The sequence below is a fragment of the Vogesella sp. genome (assembly GCF_046297735.1).
Taxonomy (GTDB): domain Bacteria; phylum Pseudomonadota; class Gammaproteobacteria; order Burkholderiales; family Chromobacteriaceae; genus Vogesella; species Vogesella urethralis.
The window spans coordinates 276,853-299,609 of the sequence record NZ_JBKBHK010000001.1; the positions used below are offsets into that span (position 1 = coordinate 276,853).

At 54.5% G+C, this 22,757-nt stretch carries 20 protein-coding genes and 1 pseudogene; 11 read left to right on the forward strand and 10 right to left on the reverse strand.

Annotated features, from left to right (window positions below; all coding sequences use genetic code 11):
* The first annotated feature begins 186 nt into the window (after positions 1-186).
* A protein-coding gene (locus ACK4FZ_RS01290) for an IS3 family transposase (RefSeq protein WP_409817936.1) occupies positions 187-1,298 on the forward strand; the annotation gives its coding sequence in 2 pieces (ribosomal slippage) (positions 187-445 and positions 445-1,298; 1,113 coding nt in all).
* Positions 1,299-1,891: 593 nt separating this feature from the next.
* Here ACK4FZ_RS01290 and ACK4FZ_RS01295 read toward each other — a convergent pair.
* Together ACK4FZ_RS01295 and ACK4FZ_RS01300 are read right to left on the reverse strand one after the other, a co-directional pair.
* A complete protein-coding gene (locus ACK4FZ_RS01295; RefSeq protein ID WP_409818168.1) occupies positions 1,892-2,536 on the reverse strand; it encodes a LysR substrate-binding domain-containing protein in 645 nt (214 codons plus the stop codon).
* Between the two features lie 69 nt (positions 2,537-2,605).
* Positions 2,606-2,797: pseudogene (locus tag ACK4FZ_RS01300) on the reverse strand (LysR family transcriptional regulator); the annotation flags it as partial.
* Between the two features lie 202 nt (positions 2,798-2,999).
* Between ACK4FZ_RS01300 and ACK4FZ_RS01305 the strand changes: the two are divergent.
* Positions 3,000-3,383, forward strand: a complete 384-nt coding sequence (locus ACK4FZ_RS01305; protein ID WP_409818169.1) for a VOC family protein — start codon at positions 3,000-3,002, stop codon at positions 3,381-3,383.
* A 65-nt stretch (positions 3,384-3,448) separates the two neighbouring features.
* Complete coding sequence (locus ACK4FZ_RS01310; protein ID WP_409817937.1) at positions 3,449-4,210, forward strand: sulfite exporter TauE/SafE family protein; 762 nt, start codon at positions 3,449-3,451, stop codon at positions 4,208-4,210.
* A 345-nt stretch (positions 4,211-4,555) separates the two neighbouring features.
* Here the strand turns inward: ACK4FZ_RS01310 and ACK4FZ_RS01315 are convergent, their stop codons facing one another.
* From ACK4FZ_RS01315 to ACK4FZ_RS01325, 3 genes are read right to left on the reverse strand one after another with little or no spacing between them, the layout of a single operon-like run.
* Positions 4,556-6,004, reverse strand: a complete 1,449-nt coding sequence (locus ACK4FZ_RS01315) for a TolC family protein (RefSeq protein ID WP_409817938.1) — start codon at positions 6,002-6,004, stop codon at positions 4,556-4,558.
* Between the two features lie 8 nt (positions 6,005-6,012).
* The gene (locus ACK4FZ_RS01320) at positions 6,013-9,066 is read right to left on the reverse strand and encodes an efflux RND transporter permease subunit (RefSeq protein ID WP_409817939.1); all 3,054 of its coding nucleotides are present in this window, start codon (positions 9,064-9,066) and stop codon (positions 6,013-6,015) included.
* Positions 9,063-10,139, reverse strand: a complete 1,077-nt coding sequence (locus ACK4FZ_RS01325) for an efflux RND transporter periplasmic adaptor subunit (RefSeq protein ID WP_409817940.1) — start codon at positions 10,137-10,139, stop codon at positions 9,063-9,065. Before ACK4FZ_RS01325 ends, ACK4FZ_RS01320 begins: the two co-directional genes overlap by 4 nt.
* Before the next feature lie 376 nt (positions 10,140-10,515).
* Here ACK4FZ_RS01325 and ACK4FZ_RS01330 point away from each other — a divergent pair, with 376 nt between their 5' ends.
* On the forward strand, positions 10,516-11,571 hold the full coding sequence (locus ACK4FZ_RS01330; RefSeq protein WP_409817941.1) for an AraC family transcriptional regulator: 1,056 nt from the start codon (positions 10,516-10,518) through the stop codon (positions 11,569-11,571).
* A gap of 232 nt (positions 11,572-11,803) precedes the next feature.
* Here the strand turns inward: ACK4FZ_RS01330 and ACK4FZ_RS01335 are convergent, their stop codons facing one another.
* Positions 11,804-12,994, reverse strand: coding sequence for a GGDEF domain-containing protein (locus tag ACK4FZ_RS01335; protein WP_409817942.1), 1,191 nt, complete (start codon positions 12,992-12,994; stop codon positions 11,804-11,806).
* A 630-nt stretch (positions 12,995-13,624) separates the two neighbouring features.
* Between ACK4FZ_RS01335 and ACK4FZ_RS01340 the strand changes: the two genes are divergently transcribed.
* The 7 genes from ACK4FZ_RS01340 (at position 13,625) to ACK4FZ_RS01370 (ending at position 18,029) form a co-directional block, all read left to right on the forward strand.
* Positions 13,625-13,879, forward strand: coding sequence for a hypothetical protein (locus ACK4FZ_RS01340; RefSeq protein WP_409817943.1), 255 nt, complete (start codon positions 13,625-13,627; stop codon positions 13,877-13,879).
* Positions 13,880-13,913: 34 nt separating this feature from the next.
* A complete protein-coding gene (locus ACK4FZ_RS01345; protein WP_409817944.1) occupies positions 13,914-14,657 on the forward strand; it encodes a hypothetical protein in 744 nt (247 codons plus the stop codon).
* A 266-nt stretch (positions 14,658-14,923) separates the two neighbouring features.
* Entirely contained in the window at positions 14,924-16,552 is a 1,629-nt protein-coding gene (locus tag ACK4FZ_RS01350) for a methyl-accepting chemotaxis protein (RefSeq protein ID WP_409817945.1), read from the forward strand.
* A 97-nt stretch (positions 16,553-16,649) separates the two neighbouring features.
* Positions 16,650-16,799 carry a hypothetical protein gene (locus ACK4FZ_RS01355; RefSeq protein ID WP_409817946.1) on the forward strand — a complete coding sequence of 50 codons (150 nt, stop codon included), beginning with the start codon at positions 16,650-16,652 and terminating at the stop codon, positions 16,797-16,799.
* A gap of 228 nt (positions 16,800-17,027) precedes the next feature.
* Positions 17,028-17,423, forward strand: coding sequence for a DDE-type integrase/transposase/recombinase (locus ACK4FZ_RS01360; RefSeq protein WP_409817947.1), 396 nt, complete (start codon positions 17,028-17,030; stop codon positions 17,421-17,423).
* 6 nt (positions 17,424-17,429) lie between these two features.
* A complete protein-coding gene (locus ACK4FZ_RS01365) occupies positions 17,430-17,636 on the forward strand; it encodes an integrase core domain-containing protein (protein WP_409818170.1) in 207 nt (68 codons plus the stop codon).
* A 3-nt stretch (positions 17,637-17,639) separates the two neighbouring features.
* Entirely contained in the window at positions 17,640-18,029 is a 390-nt protein-coding gene (locus tag ACK4FZ_RS01370; protein WP_409817948.1) for a restriction endonuclease, read from the forward strand.
* A gap of 82 nt (positions 18,030-18,111) precedes the next feature.
* Here the strand turns inward: ACK4FZ_RS01370 and ACK4FZ_RS01375 are convergent, their stop codons facing one another.
* The 4 genes from ACK4FZ_RS01375 to ACK4FZ_RS01390 are packed head-to-tail and all read right to left on the reverse strand — an operon-like array spanning position 18,112 to position 22,721.
* Complete coding sequence (locus tag ACK4FZ_RS01375) at positions 18,112-18,573, reverse strand: Mov34/MPN/PAD-1 family protein (protein WP_409817949.1); 462 nt, start codon at positions 18,571-18,573, stop codon at positions 18,112-18,114.
* Complete coding sequence (locus ACK4FZ_RS01380; protein WP_409817950.1) at positions 18,566-20,344, reverse strand: E2/UBC family protein; 1,779 nt, start codon at positions 20,342-20,344, stop codon at positions 18,566-18,568. Before ACK4FZ_RS01380 ends, ACK4FZ_RS01375 begins: the two co-directional genes overlap by 8 nt.
* 5 nt (positions 20,345-20,349) lie before the next feature.
* Positions 20,350-21,654 carry a CBASS cGAMP synthase gene (locus ACK4FZ_RS01385; protein WP_409817951.1) on the reverse strand — a complete coding sequence of 435 codons (1,305 nt, stop codon included), beginning with the start codon at positions 21,652-21,654 and terminating at the stop codon, positions 20,350-20,352.
* On the reverse strand, positions 21,654-22,721 hold the full coding sequence (locus tag ACK4FZ_RS01390) for a CBASS cGAMP-activated phospholipase (protein ID WP_409817952.1): 1,068 nt from the start codon (positions 22,719-22,721) through the stop codon (positions 21,654-21,656). Before ACK4FZ_RS01390 ends, ACK4FZ_RS01385 begins: the two co-directional genes overlap by 1 nt.
* Between the last annotated feature and the right edge of the window lie 36 nt (positions 22,722-22,757).

The following is a 22,757-nucleotide window of genomic DNA, read 5'->3' on the forward strand; positions in this document are numbered from 1 at the left end:
GGTCGGTGGGCACTTCGATTGAGAATGTTGCACTTCACGATTTGAAATCGTGATTTCTCGTGTCATAGGAGCAGTGCTGGGGGGGAGCGAACAGCGCATTTGGCCCACCGACGTCCCCCCGACGTCCACCCCATCTTGAGTAGCGCGTGACTTTAGCGTCCAATCCACCATGACAAGGAGTTGGACATGAAGAAACGATTCACCGAAGAACAGATCATTGGCTTCCTGCGTGAAGCAGAAGCCGGCATGCCCGTAGCTGAACTGTGCCGCAAGCATGCCTTCTCGGAAGCCAGCTATTACCTCTGGCGCAGCAAGTTTGGCGGCATGAATGTCTCGGAGGCCAAGCGTCTCAAAGAGCTGGAAGCCGAGAATGCACGATTGAAGAAGCTCCTGGCTGAGCCCATGCTCGAGAACGAGATCACCAAGGAAGCTCTCCGAAAGAAGTGGTGAGCGCACCGTCACGACGTGAGTTGGTGCGCCACCTGATGGGCAAGGGACTGAGTGAACGCCGCTCGTTGCGTGTGGCGGGCATGAGCCCCAGTGCCTTCCGCTACCAGCCTCAGCCAGATCGTAATGCCACGCTCAAGGAAAAAATCATCACCCTGGCGCAGCGCCACCGGCGCTACGGGGCCAGCATGATTTACCTGAAACTGCGGCAGGAAGGTATGCAGGTCAATCACAAGCGCGTGGACCGACTTTATGCCGAAACGGGTCTGCAAATTCGTCCGCGCAAGCGCAAGAAAGTGCCGGTGGCAGACCGTCATCCGCTGGCGCGACCGATGGCGGCCAACCAGGTTTGGTCGATGGACTTCGTGTTCGACCGGACAGCAGAGGGGCGTGTCATCAAGAGCCTGACTATCGTTGATGACGCCACGCACGAAGCGGTGGCCATTGTGCCGGAACGGGCAATGAGCGGCGTGCACCTGACGCGTGTCCTTGATCAGTTGGCGCAGACGCGTGGCTTGCCCAAAGCCATCAGGACGGATAACGGCAAGGAGTTCTGCAGCCGGGCGATGTTGGATTGGGTGCACGCTCGGGGTGTTCAGCTGTTCCTCATTGAGCCGGGCAAGCCAAATCAGAACGCTTACATCGAATCGTTTAACGGGCGCTTCCGGGACGAATGCCTGAACGAACACTGGTTCACCAGTCTGCACCATGCTCACATCGTAATCGAAGTCTGGCGAAGGGAATACAACAACGAAAGGCCGAAGAAAGCGCTGGGCGGTTTGACGCCAGCGGCCTACGCCAAATTACTGGCGGAGAAATTCGGTAAATTAGCCTTGGACTCTAAAGTGTAGTGCTACTGAGATTGGGGGGACGTCGACCGTGACCAAGGTTGGCCAACTGCTGATCGAGTACCGGACAGAGAGGCAACCGGTTGCCCTGCACAGCGAGATCGCTATGAGCTTCGACATCGCGGCAAAGCTACGTCTGCCTATCCGAGAGGAGGCCGAATAATGGCATTGTTTCGTTTCGTGGGTGGCACGATAGTGGCGGCATCAGTGTTCCGGTGCTATTGGTGCGGTGTCTATGGTTTCAACCGGACAACTTGCACCCTTAGCATACGGTTTTTCCCCAACTCTGAGATGCCCCCCGGTGAGAAATGAGCAGAGCAATGCAATCAAGTGCGCATGCCGAAAGCAAACTCGTGATCAAGTTTGTGCAATTACGCAGCTGGAAACCCCAAGCCGGGCAGAAACCTCGGCCACAGAGTAGCCGCGTTCAGTAACCTACTTGATGGCTTCTTCTTTGAATTCAGGGGTGAAACGCTGTGTGCTCATGGACATCCTCCTATGCTCAAATCATAGGGCAGGATTGCCTACAGGAGTCGGGTCAGTCCACCAACAGCTCCGGAGTGTCTAGAGAAGCTGGGGCGATTCAGCTGAGTAATTTAGTGGCCTTCTTTCTGTCTTAAATGCATTAGTAGATTGGAGGTGTCCGGCTGCAATACTACCCCTGATCTAACCCCAAGCCATAATTCACGTTTGGCCCAGTTATCTTTTAAAGAAATAGCCTGTAAACCCGCTCCTAGGGTCTCATGTCGTACCGCTCCGACTGGTAATATACCTATCCCCAATCCAGCCTCAATCATACGGCAAACACCATCAAAGCTGCTAACTTGTATTCGCAAGCGTACTGTTCTGTCATGAGAAGCCGCAGCATCAGTCATGAGCTGTAAAAGGGAGCTGCCTTCATTAAGTCCAACAAAATCAAAGTCTAGCGTTTCAAGGAATTCGACCTCGTGGCGGGATGATAGAATATGCCCTGCAGGCACTAAGACAACTAAAGAATCTTGTCGATAGGGAAATCTATCTATTCCTTCTGCAATAACGTTACCTGCAAAAATACCGATGTCAGCCTCTCCCAATTTTAGTGCGGCTGTAATTTTTGTTCCTAAACTTTCTTGCAGGCTGATGCGAACTAGGGGGTGAGCTCCCAAGAAACTGGCTAGGTCTTGAGGCAGAAACTGAACAATTGCTGAAGTGTTAGCCCAAACTCGGATATGCCCACGTAAACCATCTGCAAAGTCACTCATCCCGCTAGCCATGCGGGATATCATGTCTAGAACTGCACGAGAATGGTGAACAAGCTCCTTTCCCGCCGGTGTAAGTTCTAGTCCACGTGGCAATCTAAAAAATAGAGGGCAGCCTACTATACGCTCAAGTTCAGCTATACGTTTGCTCAGGGCTGACATGGTTATGTGTGATTTTTCCACTGCCTTGGTCAGGCTGCCAGTCTCTGCGACTTGCAAAAATATTCGAAGAGATTGAATGTCGAAATGAGATGGATTTATCATAAGGGATGTGATTCTCGATCGTGTTCTGATTGGTCATTATAGCCCCATGCTGAACGCCAGGCGATTATTTGTACTGTGTACTATTGGCGCTATATAGGTTTTCTCATCAGGAAAAGGTGTTTGCATATTCGGAAATTATCAAAATGGCTAAAGTGCAATAGCATGGTTTCATCCGAATTGTAGTAAAAGAGAGTTTGTGAAAATGCTAATTCACCATATTGATCATATCGTCTTGACTTGCGTTGATATCGCTGCCACAAAGCACTTCTATGGAAGTGTTCTGCAGATGCAGCTCGAAACTTTCGGCAATGGTCGAACTGCATTCCGATTCGGCAACCAAAAAATTAATCTTCACCACCGTGGGCATGAGTTTGAGCCCAAGGCACATCTTCCGGTTCCAGGCTCATTGGATCTGTGTTTTATCGCTAATTTATCGCTAGATGAGGTTATCAAACACCTAGAGTCTTGCGGTTGGCCAATTATTGAGGGTCCTGTTGAGAGGACCGGGGCTACTCAAAAGATTAGGTCTATTTATTTGAGAGATCCTGATCTCAACTTGATTGAAATATCTGAACCTATTAAGTAGTGTGTTTGTGGGGGTGGAATCTATTCAATGCGGCCTAGTATAGATCTTTAGTATTAAGTATACTCATGTATCAATATTGTTGCGAAAATATTGTGCTAACACTCATGTTAGGCTTCGGGTTAGGTCTGTGTGGTGGTATGCTTGGAATTGGTGGTGGACTAATTGCCATTCCGGCATTGGGACTTATCTATGGAATGGATCAGCACACAGCGCAGGGGACAGCATTAATCATGGTTGTCCCTAATGTGCTAATTAGTTTGCTTCATTATCATAGGCAGAATAATATCAATGGCCATGCCGTATTGGGTGTATGTGTCATTGCAATGGCTTTTTCATATTTAGCCGGGTTAATATCAAAATCAATACCTACCCGAGACCTTGAATTTTTGTTCGCTTCTTTTCTATTGGTCCTTGCTCTATTCTATGCCTTCCAGTTGTGGGCCGGCAGGCCAGCTTCGGCATACTTGTTATTGCCTCGCAAGTATCTTCCTCTTGTTGGCGCCGTTAGTGGGGCCATGTCTGGCATATTCACGGTAGGAGGAGGTCTGATCATTGTTCCTGTGTTGGTATCACTGTTCGGATTCAGTCAGGTCCAAGCTCAAGGCATCGCACTAGCATTGGTAGTGCCAGGTGCAGTTGCTGCGCTATTTTCTTATGCACAAGCAGGGAGCGTTGAATGGAGTACCGGAATTGCTCTCGCGCTAGGCGGAATACTGAGTGTGTCCTGGGGAGCTAGTCTGGCTCACAGCCAACCAGTCGAGCGCTTGCAGTTGGTGTTCTGTATAGTTCTGCTAGGTGCGGCACTAATGATGTTGTTCCTAAAGTAATAACGTACCGTTGCTGAGTAGTAAGATGATTAATCTTCAATGTCTACGCGGGCATCGTTTAGCATTGGAGACGATCAGCATGACTTCTAAGAATCCCAGTTTTTTCTGCACATCCACGACGTTCACCCCATCTTAAATAGCAAGATTATTTATATCACTTCGCTATGCGTGATTCCGGGTAGCTTCATGCTTCCGCTACAAAGCACTTTTTGGCTTTTCGTTGTTCTATTTCCTTCGCTAGACATCTTTCCAAACTTGTGGTGCCAAGAAAATTCACCGCAGTATGGCAAATAATCACCAGCAAAACGGTGGCAGAACGCATTACTCTGCCACCGTGGCTTGTGCTTAGCCTTCGCTGCCCGGCGCTGCCTGCCAGGCGCCCAGTGCCAGCTGCACCTCGACATACGCCTCGATGGCGGCAGCGCGTGCCGCCAGCTCGCTGCGTTGTGCCTGCAGTGCGGCGGCGTGCTGCGCCAGGGCCAGGTTTTGCGGCTCCAGCCCGCTGCGGCTGCGGGTGAGGCTGTAGCGGGCGGCGCGCGTGGCCAGCGCGGCGGCCGCTTCGGCGCTGGTCAGCCGGGTACGGCTGGCTTGCCATTGGCGCAGGCTGCTTTCGCCTTCCTGCAGCGCGGTCAGTACGGCTTGCTCGTACTGGTGCCAGGCGGCCTGTCGCTGCTGGTCGGCGCCGGCACGGCGGGCGGCGCGACGGCCGGCGTCCAGCCAGTCCCAGCTGAACGCGGGGCCCAGCGCGTAACGCAGCGCGTCGGCATTGCCCAGTTGGCCGAATGGCGCCATGACGCCGGCGCTGAGGTTGAGGCTGAGCCGTGGCAGGTGGGCGCGGTCGGCCAGCACCGCTTCGCCCAGGCTGACGCGCAGCTGGGCGTCGGCGCGGGCCACGTCCGGGCGCCGGGCCAGCAGGTCGTCCGGGTAGACGATGGCGGTATCGGCCGGCACGGCGGGCAGGCGCAGTGCGCGCGCCCCTTGCGGCGTGGTCAGCGGGTTGTCGCCGCACAGCACGGCCAGGGCCGCTGCGGCCGCTGCGGCGGCCGTGTCGTTGGCCGCCAGTTCGGCCTGGGTTTGCTGGCTGGCGCTGGCGGCGGCCAGCACGTCGCGCAGGTCGGCCAGGCCGGCTTGCTGGCGGTGCTGCAACTGGGCGTGCCGCTGTTGCAGGGTGTCCAGCTCGTCCAGCAGCAGGGCGCGGTTCAGTCGCGCCTGCTGCCAGCGGGTGTACTGGCGGACTACATCGGCCTGCAGTAGCAGGGTGGCGGCACGCAGGTCGGCGGCTTGCAGGTCGGCCTGGCGCTCGGCCATGGCGGCGGCGGTGCCGGCGCGGCCGAACAGGTCCAGCTCCCAGCTCAGGCTTTGCTGCACAATGCCCAGTTGCTGCATCGGTGGCCGGGGCTGGCCCTGGCGATACGGGTCCACTTCGATATTGGCCAGTTGCTGGCGCTGGGCCTGGGCGCCCAGGCTGCCTTGAGGCAGGGCTTCCCGGCGCGTGGCGTCGGCAGCATGACGGGCGGCGCGGACGGTAGCCAGCACCGCCTGGCGCTGGTGGTTGTGCTGCATGGCTTGCTGCAGCAGGGCTGTCAGCTGCGGGTCGGCCAGCGCTTGCCACCAGTCGGTGGCCAGTTGGCCGCGTTCAATGCCGGCGGCCTGGGCTGCCGGGCTGGGGTTGGCCGCCAGCTGTTGCTGGCTGGCCGGAATATGGCTGGGCGGCGTCACTGCCGCACAACCGCCAAGCAGGGCCAGTGCCAGCAGCACCGCGTGGCGGGTAGGAGTAGGTAAAGAGGTAAACATGGCAATCCTTAGCTGGCCGGCTGGCCGACACGATAGAAACTGGCGTACAGGGCCGGAATCAGGCCCAGGGTGATCAGCGTGCCCAGCGCCAGGCCGCCCATCATCACCACAGCCAGGCTGGTCCATACCGCACCGCCGAACAGCCATAGCGGCAGCAGCCCCAGAATGCACACCATCTTGGTCATCACGATGGGGCGCAGACGTTTGGCGGCGGCATCCTCGATGGCCTGCAGTGCGGGCAGGCCGTCACGGCGCGCCTCTTCGATGGCGTCCAGCAGCAGCACCGCGTTGTTGACGATGATGCCGGCCAGCGCCAGCAGGCCCAAGGTGCCGACAAAGGTCAGCGTGGTGCCGCTGATCGTCAGCGCCAGCGCCGCCCCGATAGAAACGAAGGGGATGCTGGCCAGCACGATCAGGCTCTTGCGCACGCTATCGAACTGCCACACGAACAGCAGGAACATCACCATCACGCACGCCGGCAGCAGTTGGGCGATGGCGTTGTTGGCGCTGGCGTTTTCCTCGATCTCGCCACCCAGCGTCACGCTGACCTTGCCGTTGGCGGTGAGCTGTGCGGTAACGTCGGCTACCTTGTCGGCCACGCCCTGGGCGGTAAGCTGCGGGTGGCGCGCCAGCAGGGTAACCGTACGTTGCTGGTCGACGCGCTGGATCACCGCCGGCTGGCTGGCCAGACTGATGCTGGCAACCTGGCCCAGCGTGACCGAGCGTTGCTGGCCGCTGCCCTGTACCGGCAGCGCCTGCAGGCGGGCAATGCTGTCGCGCAGGCTGGCGTCGCCGCGCACCACCACCGGCAGCAGGGTATCGCCTTCGCGGTAGTGGCTGGCCACGCTGCCGGCCAGCAGCGTATCCAGGCTCTGCGCGATGTCGCGGCTGCTCAGGCCGGCGGCGTGCGCCCGTGCCTGGTCTACCCGCACGTCCAGTTGCAGGATGGGCCGCTCGGCGTCGCTGCTGAGCTGCTGCATGCCGGGGATGGCCTGCAGTGCGGCGTACAGCCGCTCGGCTGCGGCCAGGTGGCTGCGGCCGTCGTTGCTGCTGAGGCGGAATTGCGCTACCCCGGCGTCGGACGAACCCATCGAGAAGCGTTTGGGTTCAAAGCGCACGTCCGGGAAACGTGCGGCCAGCTTGCTGCCCAGCGCGGCAATCGCGTCGGCGTGGCTGACGCCGTCTGCCAGCGTCAGCACGGCGTAGGCGCGGTGGCCGGCCGGGGTGGGCGGGTTCAATGCCAGGATGAAGCGCGGGCCACCGTCGCCCATGTACAGCGCGTGGCTGGCCAGTTCGGGGAAGGCCTTGCGATCGGCCAGCGCCTGGCTGATCTGGCTGCTGCGCGCCAGCGTGTGGCGGGTACTGCTGTCCGGCGACAGCTCGATCGCCATTTGCAGCTGGCGGCGTTCGGACGCCGGCATCAGCTCGGATGGCACGTGGGCAAACAGCCAGCCGGCGCCGGCCAGCAGCACCAGCATGCTGCCGATGTAGACGGTTTTGTGGCCCAGAATCCAGCGCACCTTGCCGCGGTACCAGCCGGTAATGGCTTCCACCGCCTGCGCAGTGCGGCTGAGCTCGGCGTGGTGGTGGGCAAAGCGCTGGCACAGCAGCGGGGTGAAGGTGACGGCCAGCAGCAGCGACAGCAGCAGCGCGATGGCCATCACGATGCCCATGCTGCGCAGGTATTCGCCGGTTTCGGTGCTGGACAGTACCAGCGGCATGAAGGTGAGGATGATGGCCAGCGACGAGACCAGCAGCGGCACGAACATGCTGCGGCCGGCTTCGGCGGCGGCTTCGGTGCGCGGCTGGCCCAGCGCCAGGCGGCGTTCCATGTCTTCGGCCACCACGATGGCGTTATCCACGAACAGGCCCAGCGCAATGATGATGGCGCCAATCGAGATGATGTGCAGGTCGATACCCAGCAGCTTCATGATGGCCAGCGTGCCCAGCACCGTGGTGGGGACGATGGCGCCCACGATCAGGCCGGTACGCCAGCCCAGGAACAGTACCACCACGCCCATCACGATCAGCGTGGTTTCCATGAACACCTGGCCCACCTGTTTCAGCTGTTTGGTCACGATCTGCGCCTGGTCGGTAATCGGCGACAGCTTCATGCCGGCCGGCAGGCCGGCTTCCAGCCGGGCGACTTCCTGGCGCAGGCCAGCGGCAAAGCTCACTACGTTGAGGCCGCTTTCCATCGATACCGCCACCACGGCTGCCGGGGTGCCATCGACAAAGGCACCGGTTAGCGGCGGGTCTTGCGTATGGCGAACTACGCGAGCCACCTGCTTCAGCAGCACGCTGCCACCGCCGGGCAGCGGAATGACGGTATTGCCCAGCTCGGCAGGGTTGGCCGCGTCGCCGCTGACATTCAAAGCGAGCTCGCTACCGCCAATTTCCACAAAGCCGGCCGGTGCCACGATATTGCGGCGTGCCACGGCGTCGGTGATGACGGTTGGCGACAAGCCGCGGGCTGCCAGCGCCGGAATGTCCAGCAGGATCTGCACCTCTTCGTCGCGGATGCCGTGCAGGGTAACGCGCTCCACGCCGGGGACGCGCAGCAGCTGGTCGCGCAGCTGGCGTGCCTGCTCGCGCAGCTCGCCCGCGGTATAGTCCTGGCCGCTCAGGCCCAGGGTCAGCACGGCAACCCGGCCGAATTCGTCATCTACCAGCGGGCCGATGCTGCCTTCCGGCAGTTGCGGGCGCAGGTCGTTCATGCGGTTGCGCAACCGCTGCCAGACATCGGGCAGCTTGTCGGCGCTGACCGTGGGGTGCAGTTCCACGTAGGTGAAGGCCAGGCCCGGGCGCAGCGTGGTTTTGACGCGTTTGACTTCCGGCAGCCCCAGAATGCTTTCTTCGGTGGGGCGGGCCACCAGTTGTTCCATGCGGTCGGTGTTGGCGCCGGGCACGTAGCTGAGCACGGTCGCGGTGCGGATGGTGACGGGCGGCTCCTCGGTGGACGGGAAGTCCAGCACCAGCCACAGGCCGGCCAGCACGATGGCCAGCACTGCCAGGAAGGTAAAGCGGGGGCGCGCCAGCGCGGCGGCAGCCAGGTTGCTCATGGTTGGCCCCCGTCACGCAGCAGTACCGGGGTGACGCGGGTGCCCGGGGCAATGGCGGCGGCGCCAGCCACGACCACCGAGTCACCGGCTTTCAGCCCGCTGGCAATGCGGATGCGGTCGTCCTGCACGCCTTCGGTAACCACGGCCACTTTCTCCACCGTATGGCCGTCGGCAGCCAGGCGCAGTACGTGGCCCTGGTGTGCACTTTGGCCCGGCAGCAGGGCGCGCAGCGGAATGCTGATACCGGCAGTGCTATCGCGGCCCAGCAGCACTTGCCAGGTATCCCCCGGTTGCGCTTGCGCGGGTGCGCTGATGAATACCTGGCGTTGGCCGCCGGCACCCAGCGTGGCGGCCACGCGCAGCACCTTGCCGTTGTGTAGCGCCTGTTCGTGCTGCAAAGCCACGCTCTGGCCGGTGGCCAACTTCACGTTGGCCGGCAGCCACAGCGCCAGCTCGCGACCACTCCCCTCGATCGAGAAGACACTGGCACCGGGGCCGGCGCTTTGGCCTACGGCCAGCTGGCGGCTGCCGATCACGCCGTCTACCGGTGCCCGCAGGCTGGCCTGCGCCAGTGCCCATTCGGCCTGGCTGCGTTGGGCGCTGGCGGCGGCCAGCGTCGCGGCGGCGGCGTCGAGTTCGGCCTTGACGGCTTCCATCTCGCCCGCGCTGATGGCCTGGCCTTGTTGCGCGGCCTGGATGCGGGCGTGGCGCTGACGCACCTCTTGCCAGCGTACGCGGGCGGCGGCTTCGTCACTGCCGGCGGCCAGCAGCTGCGCACGCAGCGGCGTGGTGTCCAGCTCGGCCAGCAGTTGGCCAGCGCGTACGCTATCGCCGACGTCGGCGTGCAGGCGGGTGACGCGGCCGGACACGGCAAAGGCCAGTTCGGCTCGCGAAACCGCGCGCACTTCGGCAATGTAGGCCTGGCCTTGCTGGGTCATGCTGCCGGCAGTAATGACCAGCGCCGGGCGCGGGGCTGGCGGGGTTTGCTGGCTGGGGGCATGGTTGCAGGCAGTCAGGCCCAGCAGTGATAGCGCCAGCCACAGCGGCGGGCGCAAAGGAAAGGTATGGGGCACGGTGGGTCTCCGTAACGGACAGAAAAGCGAAATGCCTGCGCAGTACGCTGCTGCGGCAGGCGGGCAGCGGCGACTCTAAGCGGTGTTGTTCACGGGCTGGGAGGACAAAACAGGCCAATGGCGGTGCCGTGTCGGCCAAGGAGGTTGTCAGCTGTCCGTTTGGGTGCAGAAAAGGACAATAGCGGCCATGCTTGGGTCAGTTCCGGACGGCGTGGAGTGGGGATGCTGCAGAGAAAACAGATCTTATTTCATATATATCAATGTATTAAGTTAATTGTTTTGTTTAGGAGAGCAAGCGTGGTGATAGGGTTTTGAGTGACAAATAAGGCCGACTGGGTCACGATAAATGCTTGCAGAGCTGGAATGGAACCCGCTGATGTCCGCCCATGATCAAAACGTTACGTCTGCTGCCGATGGAGCGAATGCGGCCACTATCATCCCCACGATCGCCCGCTCGCTACTGGGGCTGGTAGAGGACAGAGGCCATAGTCCGGCCCGACTGTGTCAGGGGCTGGGCATACGCTACGAAGACTTGCTGTCGCACCAACTGTTGTTGTCGCACCGCCAGGTTCGGGCCTTGATCCTGCGTGCGCTGCAATTGCTGGATGAGCCGGCACTCGGTTTGCTGGCCGGTATGCGCCAGACGCCTGTGAGCTGGGGCGTGCCCGGTCTGGCCATGCTGACATGCGAAACGCTAGGCGAAGCCATGAACTACGCGCTGACACGTCAGTACGAGGCGGGCACCATGGTGCAGCATCGCGTGACGCTGCATGGCAATGAGGTGCGCTTGCATCTGGTGAGCCACCGCTACGACTGGGAGATCGAAAACTACCTGATCGACGAGTCGTTGGCAGGAGCCGTGGCGGTCATGCGCTACCTGTTAGGGCCCGCCTTCAAACCCCTGCGCATCGACCTGGCGCAGGCGCAGCCGGCCCATCATGTCCAGTACCGCCGCTACTTCGGCTGCCCGGTGCGTTTTGGTGCCGGCACCAACCTGATGGTATTCGAGGCGCACTGGATGGGCGCGCGGCTACCGGGCTACGACCGTATTGCCAGCCAGGTGCTGCGGCGCCAACTTGACGGCCTGCTGCTGCCGGTGCCGGGCCACCACCAGTTGGTTGAAACCGTCAGTAACCATATCCGTTACGCCAGCGTGCATGGCGCAGACCAGCAGGCGGTAGCCAGTATGGTCAACGTTAGCGCGCGTTCGCTACGGCGCAAGCTGGAGCAGCAGGGCACCAGCTATCGCCATTTGCGCGACAGTGCCCGCCATCAAGTCGCATGCGAACTGTTGGAGAAGACCACGCTGAGTCTGGCGCTAATTGCCGAGCAACTAGGCTACGCCGACGTCCGTCCGTTCCGGCGTGCCTTCAAGCGTTGGGAAGGTATTTCTCCGAGCGATTATCGCAAGGAGCCAACTTCCAATGCTTAATGGCTCACCGGTAACGAAGTGCCGTATATGAGCCGATCTGGCTTCATTTACCAGATCACAAAGTTGCTCGGCGGATATCTGCTTAGCAGAGCCCCTGCTCATGATGTTTGGTATGAGCAAGTCGGCAAGGATCTGTCCGTTTCAACCTGACCTATGCAGGATTTACAGAAGCATTACCCGGCTTGTTGAAGCAGACTACGCTTTGGGTTGGTTTGGTGATGTCATCAAAGAGTCATGCCAACGCAATGCGATTTTCAGCGTGGCGTTTTGCTTTACGGAGCGCTTCTTCTGCCCTAGCCAGAATCATATCCAGAGGTTCGTATTGGCTCACGACAGTCATGCCAGCCGCGACATAGACCTCAGGGAGTCCTAATTGTGTCGATAAGTTTTTCATGGCCGAGGTAAGCTCATCAAATCTGGTTTGCATTGATAGCAAACGATCGCTATTGAGGAAGAGGATGAAAGTGCCACCGTTCAGCCTGGCATACAGATCACTATCACAGCTGCCTTTGGCAATAGCTGATCCCAAATTTTGTAGTACTTCATCACCAGTATGCTGGCCATGATTCTCGTTAATCGTTTGTAGCGCCTTTATATCCATTAAGGCGATATATCCTGTTTCGCCATTTTCTAGATGCTGTGACATGTGTTTGACAAAGCTCTTGCGATTTGGCGCCCCTGTCAGGCTGTCAAAATTGGCCAGGCTTTCAATCTTGGCCAGTGCGTCCCGCAGATCGCGGTTTTTTTCTGCTAGAGATGCGTTGCTGCGGTTCAGTGCCTGGTTAGTTAAATCCAACTGCAACATCAGTTCGTCCTTCTGATCGCTGGCAATCAGCTCTGCCACCATAATTCGGTAGGCTTGCAGATTGAATATTGCTTGAAGAAATACAAAGCCGGCGATGCCGGCTATCCAGTAAAAATAATCATATACCGCCAGCCACACGATAACGGGTAGCCATAGAGAAAGAGCAGAGCTTAATGCTGTCATCCTGAATGCTGAGTATACAAACATATTAGCGGATGAAACGGTCACTAGGCACATCAGGATAAGCATCATGCTGTTATGCTGATTCGAATCTGGCAGTAGCCAAATACTACTACCCCATAACAGTCCATGACAGGCCGCCATGCCAACATGCACAGCGTACTGCAAGGCGCTGTTGGTCTGTTCGCTCTGGTGCCAATTTCGGCAGAGCCAATAGTGAAAAAAAGGCAATAGCAGGTGTAGGCCTAGCCAACCATTAATAGTAAGCGAGAAGACTACTGGCAATCCTGCAATGACTGCTAGCAATAAAGCCCCAACGGGTTGTATGAGCAGCGCTGCTAGCAAGTAGCTGCACAGTTGATTAAGTTGTGTTTTCAAAACGCGCATGCTGACGGCGTTCGACATAGGAGGCAGTAGGGTGCCGAGGAGTTTTTGCATAGTGGGCTCCTAGCGTAAGTGCAGGTGAGTTGTATGGGTATTGTTTTTCAATGCGCAAAGGTCAAGTAAATGCCATTGTCTTTGTGTTGAGTGGGGTAATCCCTATTATTGATTTATGATTAAAAATAGTGACACCTATATCACTCAGCTGTGAAGTTAATATGTGATATTTGTTTTTGTCAATCCGGCAGAATGTGATGATCAATGCCCTGGAACCGTATTTGTATAATACAAACTTGGTTTGCGCATTAATGGAATGTCAGAGGTTGATACTGAAGGTAGGCTGTTTTGCTACGAGGCATCTATACAGTTTTCTGTGTGAATGCCAGTTTTTAATGATATTGGAAAGTCCTTTGGCATTTTAACTCTTGACTCAGCATGATTGAGCCATTCTGGCGCCATTTCTATCTTGATAATTTCAAAGAGAAGTGCTATTTTAAATGGAAAATTAAAGATTAAGGAATGACTAAAGATTGCAATTTTCAAGTGCATTTTTGTTGCTTGGTTTGGATTTGCTTCTTTAGTTCAAAATTTTCTTTTAATTGACAGGGCCGTTTCACTGTGAGATTGGTGGTGAAATCAGGGATTGGGTTCTGTCTTCTATTACTTTTATCTGATGGCGATATTTGCATGACAACTCTTTCTTCATTAAGGACTGATTCACAGGTAATAAGAATGGCATTGCACGTTTTGAGTGGTTGGAATGCTGTTTTTTTGGAGAGTCAGGTGGTTGACGAAGAAAGAGAAGTGATAAAAATTTTCTTGGATGCTCTGTCTAGAGATGTATTGGAAATGCAGTGCGCAATTGAGAATGATGAACGTAGTAAGATTTGCTATATAAGACGCAATATTGATTTTTATTTGAATGCGATTGGCGTGTGGTGAGATTTTTACCGGCGGGAGTGATGCAGTGAGGCAGATGGCCAGAATAATTACGATATTTGTACTGGCTTTTTGTATAAGTCAGCGAGGGGAGGCTATAGAGTATTATGCTCATAGTTTGGAGGGCGGTGTTGTGGATAATAATGGTGTACTAATGCCCATTCCAAATTCCGGGTCAAGAGCTTTTGCATTGGCTATTGTTCAGCATATTATTGATGATAAGAAGCAAGATCAGATAAGGCATGTGCCTCTTTCGCGTGCGCTAAAATTGCTGAACTCTGATAAGGCAGTGGTTGTTGCTGGTATCATATCTACACCCAAACGCTCAAAAAAATTCAATTGGATTGGAGCGTTATATGTAGATCGTTATAAGTTTTATGAAATAGATTCTCATACGGTGCTGTCTAAAAGAGTGTCTGATCATCTAGAAGCTAGCATTTGCGTGGTTGCAGATAGTGCTGCCGAAGAAATAGTCGAAGGTATTGGATTCAATAATATTCATAGGGTAGGTAGTTATTCGACATGCTTGCGAATGTTGGAGGCAAAAAGGATACGGTTTGTCCCAATATTGGAATCTGATTTTCGAGCAAAAATCTACGGGGCGAGGCTCGGTCTGACGAATATAAGAGAAAGTGGTTTACCAAGCGTTGCTGTTGAGAGTCACTTGGTAGCATCATTTCAGGTAAAGCCAGAAGATGTTGCTATGTTGAGAAAAAGGCTGGTGGATTTTAAGAAGAGCAAGCATTATGCTGATTTGATGAGGACATATCTGTATAAGTAGTCAATCAATATTTTGGCTGAGGCTTTAGAGGCATCCTTGATGCATGCAAGGAGACTTGGATTGGCGTGCTGTGCTGTTAATGAGGTGATGGTTTTTTAGGGTTTTATTGTTTTAAACTTTTGCATGTCATGAGAATCTGCGCGTGAATCTTCACTTTCATCATTCTTATGATGTCGATTTTTTAACTGTACCTCTGGAATAGGTTAATGCCTGTCCGAGGGTAATTTTTCAAATAAGCCAAGCCAGTAATCTGGTGGAGATGCGCAATGAAGCTGATTGATAATCTATCCATGCGTGGGAAGTTCATGATGAATTTTGCCCTCAGTGGGGGCATCCTGGTATTGGCTATGCTATTCCTGCTATGGCAAGTGGGTAGTATCAGGCAGTCAGTACAGGTTGTTTCTGATAATGCCCTACCATCGATTGATACAACTGGCGATATCAGCCAGCTGCGCCTCCGCTACCGCGTACGCAGCCTTGAGATGCTGCTGGCGACAACACCGGAAGAACAAGCCAAGCTTGCTAAATCCCTACAAGAGCTGGATGGGAAGCTAGGCGAGGCACTGAAAGCTTACGAACCGCTGATCACAAACGAAGAAGAGCGTCAGACCCATCAAGCAACTGTCGCTGCAGCCACCGCGTACCGAACTGCTGTTGAGCAAGCGCTGGCATTACGTGCTCAAGGAAAGGAGGCCGAGGCCTTGGCGCTTTCCAAAAAAGAATGGGTGACGCTTGCTAACCATTTGCGCGACCAGACAGACAAACTGGGCAAACTCAAGCATGACTATGCATCGCAGGCAGTCGCCGATGCCCGAGAGTCAGTTTCCGGAACGCAAATGGTTGGTAACAGCGCTCTGGTACTGGCCCTGTTTCTAGCGATCCTAGTGTCGTTCTTGATGGCACAACGAATCAGCCGCCGTCTAAGCGAAACGATCGACGCGGCTAACCATATCGCGGAAGGAAATTTGTGTAGCACAATGCCGGCGGTGACTCGTGACGAAATCGGCCAGATGATTCAGGCAATGTCACGTATGCAGCACCAACTGCGCGAAGCTATGCTGGAAACCCGCGACAGCGCCCATACGCTGTTGCAGTCATCACAGCAACTGCATCACTCGGTCAAAGACATGGAAACCGCTGTTAGTCTGCAAAGCGAAGCCGCATCCGGCATTGCGGCTAATACAGAGCAGCTGACTGTTTCTATTAGCCATGTAGCCAGTAGTACTCAGTCTGCAGCGGTGCTGACCCGTACTTCTGACGAACAGGCTGGCCAGGGTTACACCATGTTGCAAGACCTAATCTTGCGCACTAATCAAGTAGCCACGGTGGTCACAGCTGCTGCGAAGCGTATCAATCAGTTGCAAGATGATTCCGCCCGCATTTCGACCATCGTAGCCGTGATCAAGGATATTGCCGATCAGACCAACTTGCTCGCGCTGAACGCGGCCATCGAAGCCGCTCGTGCTGGTGAAATGGGGCGTGGTTTTGCTGTGGTAGCCGATGAGGTGCGTAAGCTGGCGGAGCGTACCGCTCAATCTACGAACGAAATCGTGGGGATGGTCAATAACATCCAGCAGTCCACCCAGCAGGTAGTAGCCGAAGTTGGCAGTGGTGTCAGTATGGTGAACAGCAGCGTGGAAGACGCACGTGCCGCAGGGGAAAGCGTGGCTAGTCTACGCGGTATGTCGCAACAGATTGCGGGTATTGTCGAAGAACTGAGCAGTGCCCTGCAACAGCAATCACAGGCTTCGACCGAAGTGGCACAACGAATCGAGAGCGTAGTAGGGCATGCGCAGGAAGTAGCTAACACTGCGCTGCAAACGACCGATACAGCCGACACCATGGAACAGGTGGCGTTGCGTATGCAGAAGCTCGTAGCACGTTTCCAGGTCTAGACGCCGTCTTTAATACAGATTAAGACTGAGTTGATCCCGCGCCTTCGACCTGGCACCCTCCGAGATCGAAACCTGGGTCGATGAGGCCAAGCGCGGCATGGAAAACGCCCTGCGTGCCAAGCCGATGGACATCCGCGAGCAGTACGAAAAACAGCTCAAAGAACTGCAGGAAGCCTACGGCGAAGCCATGCTGGAGCTACGTGCCCGAAAAAAGCTGCAGTTTCTGCTGGGCGAGGACGACAAGTAGTCCACCTCGTCCGGCAGGGACTGGCAGACGACGGCATCCAAGTGTCCATCAGCAAGCTGTCCCGCTGGTTCGGCGTGCCACGTCGTGTAATGACCCAGCCCTTTCTGCACAGGTCAGGCTACTAATTAATACGCCATCGCCGGCGTCTTCATCCCCAAAGCTTGATGTGGGCGCCGGTGGTTGTAGAACCCTTCATTCGGCTACCGCACCGTAGCAGGCCTGCTCGGCATGAACAAAAACACCGTGCAGCGCATCTTCCAGCTCAAAGGCTGGCAGGTGAAGAAGCGGCCGGTCGGCTTCCGCCCGCGTGTGCAAGCCCTGCCATCAGTGGCGGCCGAGCCCAATCAACGCTGGTCCACCAACCTGTGCCGCATTTGGGCTGGCAAGGATGGCTGGTGCTACTTGGCGTTGGTGATTGACTGCTGCACCCGCGAATTGCTGGGCTGGCATCTGTCACGCAGTGGCATGTCCAAAACCGCCGAATCGGCGCTGGAACACGCGCTGACCAACCGCTTTGGCTGCCTGGGCCGGGTGCCACAACGCTTCCTGCTGCGCAGCGACAACGGCTTAGTGTTTACCAGCCGCAGCTACACCGCGCTGGTGAAAAGCTACGGTTTGCAGTAGGAGTTCATCACGCCGTACACGCCGGAGCAGAACGTCATGGTGGTACGGGTGATCCGCACGTTGAAAGAGCAATGCGCGCATCGGCATCGCTTTGAAAGCCTGACGCAGGCTAGCTGGGTGATTGCCGACTGGATCGGGTTTTACAACCACCGATACCCACACCAGGCTTTGGGGATGAAGACGCCGGCGATGGCGTATCAATTAGCAGCCTGACCTGTGCAGAAAGGGCTGGGTCATTACAGTGAGCCCTTTCGCCTTCGTGGCGAGCAGATCGATGGGAGCTTTGTTTTACAGGGTGAGACCTACCTGGTAGAAGCGAAGTGGCAGTCGGCACCGACCGGAGCGGCGGATCTTCATGCTTTTCATGGAAAGATTGAGCAGAAGGCTGCGTGGTGTCGTGGTCTGTTTGTCAGTAACAGTGGCTTCACGTCGGATGGACTAGTCGCCTTTGGCAAGGGTAAGCGTGTTATCTGCATGGATGGTCTTGATTTGTACGAGGCGCTTGATCGCGAGTTGCCACTTAATCATGTACTGGAGCGTAAGGTACGGCGCGCAGCGGAGACAGGGTATCCATTCGAACAAGTGCGTGACCTCTTCTCACGATGAGTCCACCTTATGCAAAAGCATGTGTCTTGTGCAGAGATGAAGTCCAGATTTCGGTATAACTGACACATATTTATGTTAGTTGCTAAATTTTGAGAAGTGGAAAAATATCGTTCCCAATTTTTTTCCCCGCCCATATTTGACAACAACCAATAATCACCAGAGCCATTTGTTCTTGTGCAACAAGATGGCGACGCCAAGTCCCTAAATCCTTCGGCGAGGGAGATGGTCGATCCTCTGGGTGAGTGTGCCACTCTCCTAAGTACTGAAGCTTTCCTGAAGAACGAACAAAAGCTTCATCGATAGCCGCCTGGTGGTGCTCGCCACGACGATCAACAAAGCAGCGGCTTCGAATATCACCTTTTCCGGGTTCCGAAATTTCATGGATGACCAGATGCACCCCTCGGCGCTCGCCAATAAGAACCCCCGCGGCCTCAGTGCTGGACGAGTCAATCTGCCGATAATCTAGCAATCGGTTTACAGCAGAGGGCATGATCACGAGCAAACCGCCAGAATCATCTTTAAACGTCAACTCAGTGTTAATCATGGCAAATATTGCAATTGGAGTGACGTGGTAGATGGCGCGGCTGTCTGGATCGACTTCCGTCCAGCATGTGTTCGCTATATGTCCAGCTCAAACTTGGTTCCAAGCTAGAGAGCACGGCTTCTTGAATCATGCTTGCGGTAATTACGCTGACAGCTGCATCATAGGGGGTGTATGTATTGCCACAACTAACATGTCTCTCATCATTGTTGATGATATCTTTAAACCGAATATCGAAGCCATTTTTGTAAAATGCAGGATCGGCGATCAAGCACCCAAAGCAACAACTACCATCGTCAACAACTACTTTGGAAGATCGGCCATTTCCATCATTGAAACCATGAATGATTAATGGCCTTTTGTCATGAGGTAATTTACGAACAACATGTGCAAGGCGCTTTGAGACGGGCGGGCGGCCAGTAGCGTCAATTATAATGTCATATTTAGCCAATGATTCTGGATAAATAAGGAAATTTATTGGTTTACCTTCCACATTGCAATTCAGGTGGGTTGATGACTTGAGAGTTGCCGCAATTGCGACTGCCTTATTTTGGCCAAAATGAGCCGTTGATAACGGATGGCGCCCGAAATTATGAGGGCCAAATGAATCATGGTCATAAAGATCAAATTTAGCGTGACCACATCCAGCGCCGGAACGAAGCAATAAACCAGAAAGATACCCTCCAATGGTGCCACATCCAATGAGAGCGATTCTTTTGGTACTTAAATCACCAGAGGTCGAGCGACGACGATTACGGCTCAGAATGGTTTTTCTATCAGCCCTCGTGATCCCGAGTCGGATAAATTTTATGGTAGCACGCTTGGCGGAGAGGCACGTAATTACCGTGCTATGTTTAACCGTTCGTCCTACACCACTTTTACCGCTCTTCTTTTTGGGATAGGTTTTCAACCCGGTTGCATCAATATCTAGCTCCACATAGAGACCGACCATGTCCTGATGGAGCACGTCAAGCAGCAATACGTGGCGTTTGACAGGGTTGGTAACAAAATGCTTCACAATACGAGCACGGGCACTGAGATCGACTGCTGTGAGCCATTGCAATACCTCACGCAAGTCCTTGGGGGGCCAAGACACTCCGGCTAAGCGCGAAGGTTTTATTTTGAAGTAGCTGGTGACAAAGGTATTTTCGTTATGCCACGTTAGTTTTCTTTGTTTTAACCATTCAGCAAGCTCTTCTAAATCGTCTTCTGCATAGGCAATCCATTCCTCGTCGATCGCCCTTGGTGTTTTTCCAGTGTCTTGGTGGATTGCCACCCTGCAGCGCAGGTCCTTCTTCTCCTCAGTCTCGGAAAGTACGTACAACTCTTCATCCGGCAACCAGTATGAGGAAAATTCACCTTCCATTTCTTGATCGTCAGGAGCCCCCTCAATAATTGACGCTACGGCTGTATCCAATGTTAACTGAATTTGGGCGTCAACCTGATGATAGATTCCTCTTAAATCATTAGGATCCCAGTCGGCCTCCATTTCTTTTACATAGCATAGGTACCACCCCATGTTGATGTGGGGTAGCAAGCGTCCGATGTATTGATCTGGTATTTTAAGGACGTAAGCTGTGGGTAGCGTAATATACGGATCGCCGGTAAAGCGTAACGCAACATTAAACACGCCACCGGCGGTTTTGTAACTTTTTACGTAAAAGCCTTTAGCTTTGTCGTGAACGAGCAGCGGCGTGTCACTTTGAATGTGCTGAGCTTTGGTGTAAACATAACCACAGCTCAGCAGTGCTTGATGTAGATCACTACTGGACACGTAGCTTAACCACTCGCCATGGTGGGACTGATGCGCACAGCCTTGCTTTCAGTAGCTGGCTCACGGGTGAACGCAGGGGCGGACTGGGCACTGACAATCAGTTCGCTTTTAATTACACGAAGGCCAAATGCTCTATTGATACAGTCTAAAGCAAGTTCCTTGGTCAAGGATTTTTCCGCCTGGTCTATGATGTCTTTTAGATCTGAGAGCCTCTCCATGATTTCTCGTTCACGACTCCCATGTTGATCAAGTGAGGGGAAAAGCGGTTTCTCATCGGTATGGTCGGGACTTCCTACCCCGGCAGAAAACTCGTCAGGAAGGTGAGTGGCAACAATCTTCATTGTTGCTCCAAGGTCGTGCTTGTTGTGCGGAATGCGATCAAGAATGCTGACGGTTGCTGCCATGAGAGAAATGGATGAGGGACCACCTCCGTCTTTCCATTGGACATCGCGCCATGACTTCATGAAGCGACAGACTTCTCGCAGGTGGGGACCAATGCGCTCGCAACTATCATTGAACCAATCTTCAACAATTTTGGGATCACTTTTGATCCATTTTTGCTCGCCCTCACGAATGGCAAGATTTACACAGTCCTCATCGAGTTCGTAGTCGGCCCGGCTATAAGAATACGGGGTACTCATATTTCCTGCAGAATCCAGTGCTTCATTGCCAATAGATTTTGCAAGAACAGCTTCCTTCAGTAGAAACTTCTCTTTGGGAATGGCATACATTGGTACATCAATGTGAGTATTCATTTCGGGTATTTTGATGCGAGCACAGGTACGCTTCGCTTCAAACTCCCAACCATTATTTTCATGAACCAAAGACTTCAGCGACGAGTCGACAAGAAGCAAAAGAAGACGATGACCAATTACTGGGCGATCTTCAAAGATTGCCATAGGTAGGTACGTGCCATCATCAATATCCATTTCCTGTGGTGGAGTGGCGTATGGATTGTTAAGGGTGTCATACTGAAAACTACCTTGAGTCCAGAATCGTGGCGTTAGATTTAGAAATGCCTGACGCGCACTCTCATCCATATTTTTGATAAGCAGTGCAACTTCAGCCTGAGCCTGCCGACTCAGGTGTTTGAGCTTGGTGTTCGCAACCTGTTCGGTAAAATTTTCTAGCGACAGTGTTACGTTCGACACCTCAACGAGTTTTTTGGCTTCCTCAAAAACCTCTTTGGTACGGGTGCGGACCGACTGACGTAGGGCCTTAAGAATTTTGACCCGATCGTCATCCAGTTTTAACTTGCTAATAAGCCCATCGGAGCGATCATTGAAATAACGGTGAAAATTCCAAGCCATTATGTATTCTCCAGTTGGACAGACTTTTGACAGTTGAACGGAGCTGCCTGGCGCTCGAAAAAAGCCTGCAATCTAGCATTTTTGGTGAACTCATCCGTGGCCAGTTGCTTACCACGGCTTGCGAGATTGCGAAGACTGCTCTCACTTGCATTGTCTAGCGTAATATCGGACGCTGCTTCATTGGGAATGGTGTCATCAAGGTAGACATAATTGTCCTCAGCATTGTCTGTTCTGAGTTCGCGAAGCAACATCGCTTTGTGGAGCAACTGGTTGGCCGTCATAGTTGTCAATACCAACCGCTCACCCATCCCCCATAGCCCAAAGTAACCATTGTTGAAGCGTGCGCCAAGAGCAGAAGGGCTCACAGTATATTCTTCGCCCAGAGTACCGATATTTAGTATTGTGACATCGCTGACGGTTGCGTCAGGGAAATCGCTCGTCATGTCTCGGAAAACTTCATGCAGGCCTATGAAGCTGGGGTTGTTAGCAACAAGCCCCCCATCAGCAAAGTACGAATCTAGATCTGCACAGTAATGTGGTTTGAAATAAGTCGGAGCCGCCGAAGTTGCCATGGCCGCATCCACCAGCTTAAGGCGACCATCTCGATTAAACTGTGGATTGTGTGGCGTCTTAAAGAACTGTGGCTTACCGGTAGATAGATTAACTGCAGGGATCATGACCCGGCGATCTAGATCGTTGAATGTGGTCTCTTTGCCGACCATGCTGACCACAGCATCCAAGAGGGGCTGACTGCAATAGCGTGGGGAAAATGCTGCACGCAATTTTTGCAGCCATGAGGGTCTTGATGGGAAGATTATGGGGGCTTGTGTGCGAAAAACAGCCTCCAGCTCCCTAGCACTTTTCCCCGCCGCTAAGCCTAGTGCCAATATGCCACCTATGGAGGTGCCGGTAATGAGATCGAAGTAATCTCCAGCTTTAACCTGTTCCTGCCCGGTTTTAGCTTCGATGATACGCTCAATCTCAGCAAGTACGTTTATAGTGAATAGCCCCCTGGCTCCTCCACCGTTGAGGCATAGTATCTTTATACCGCTGCGCTGCGCCGACATAACAATCCCTCGCCTTCGCCATGTTTAATTTATCTT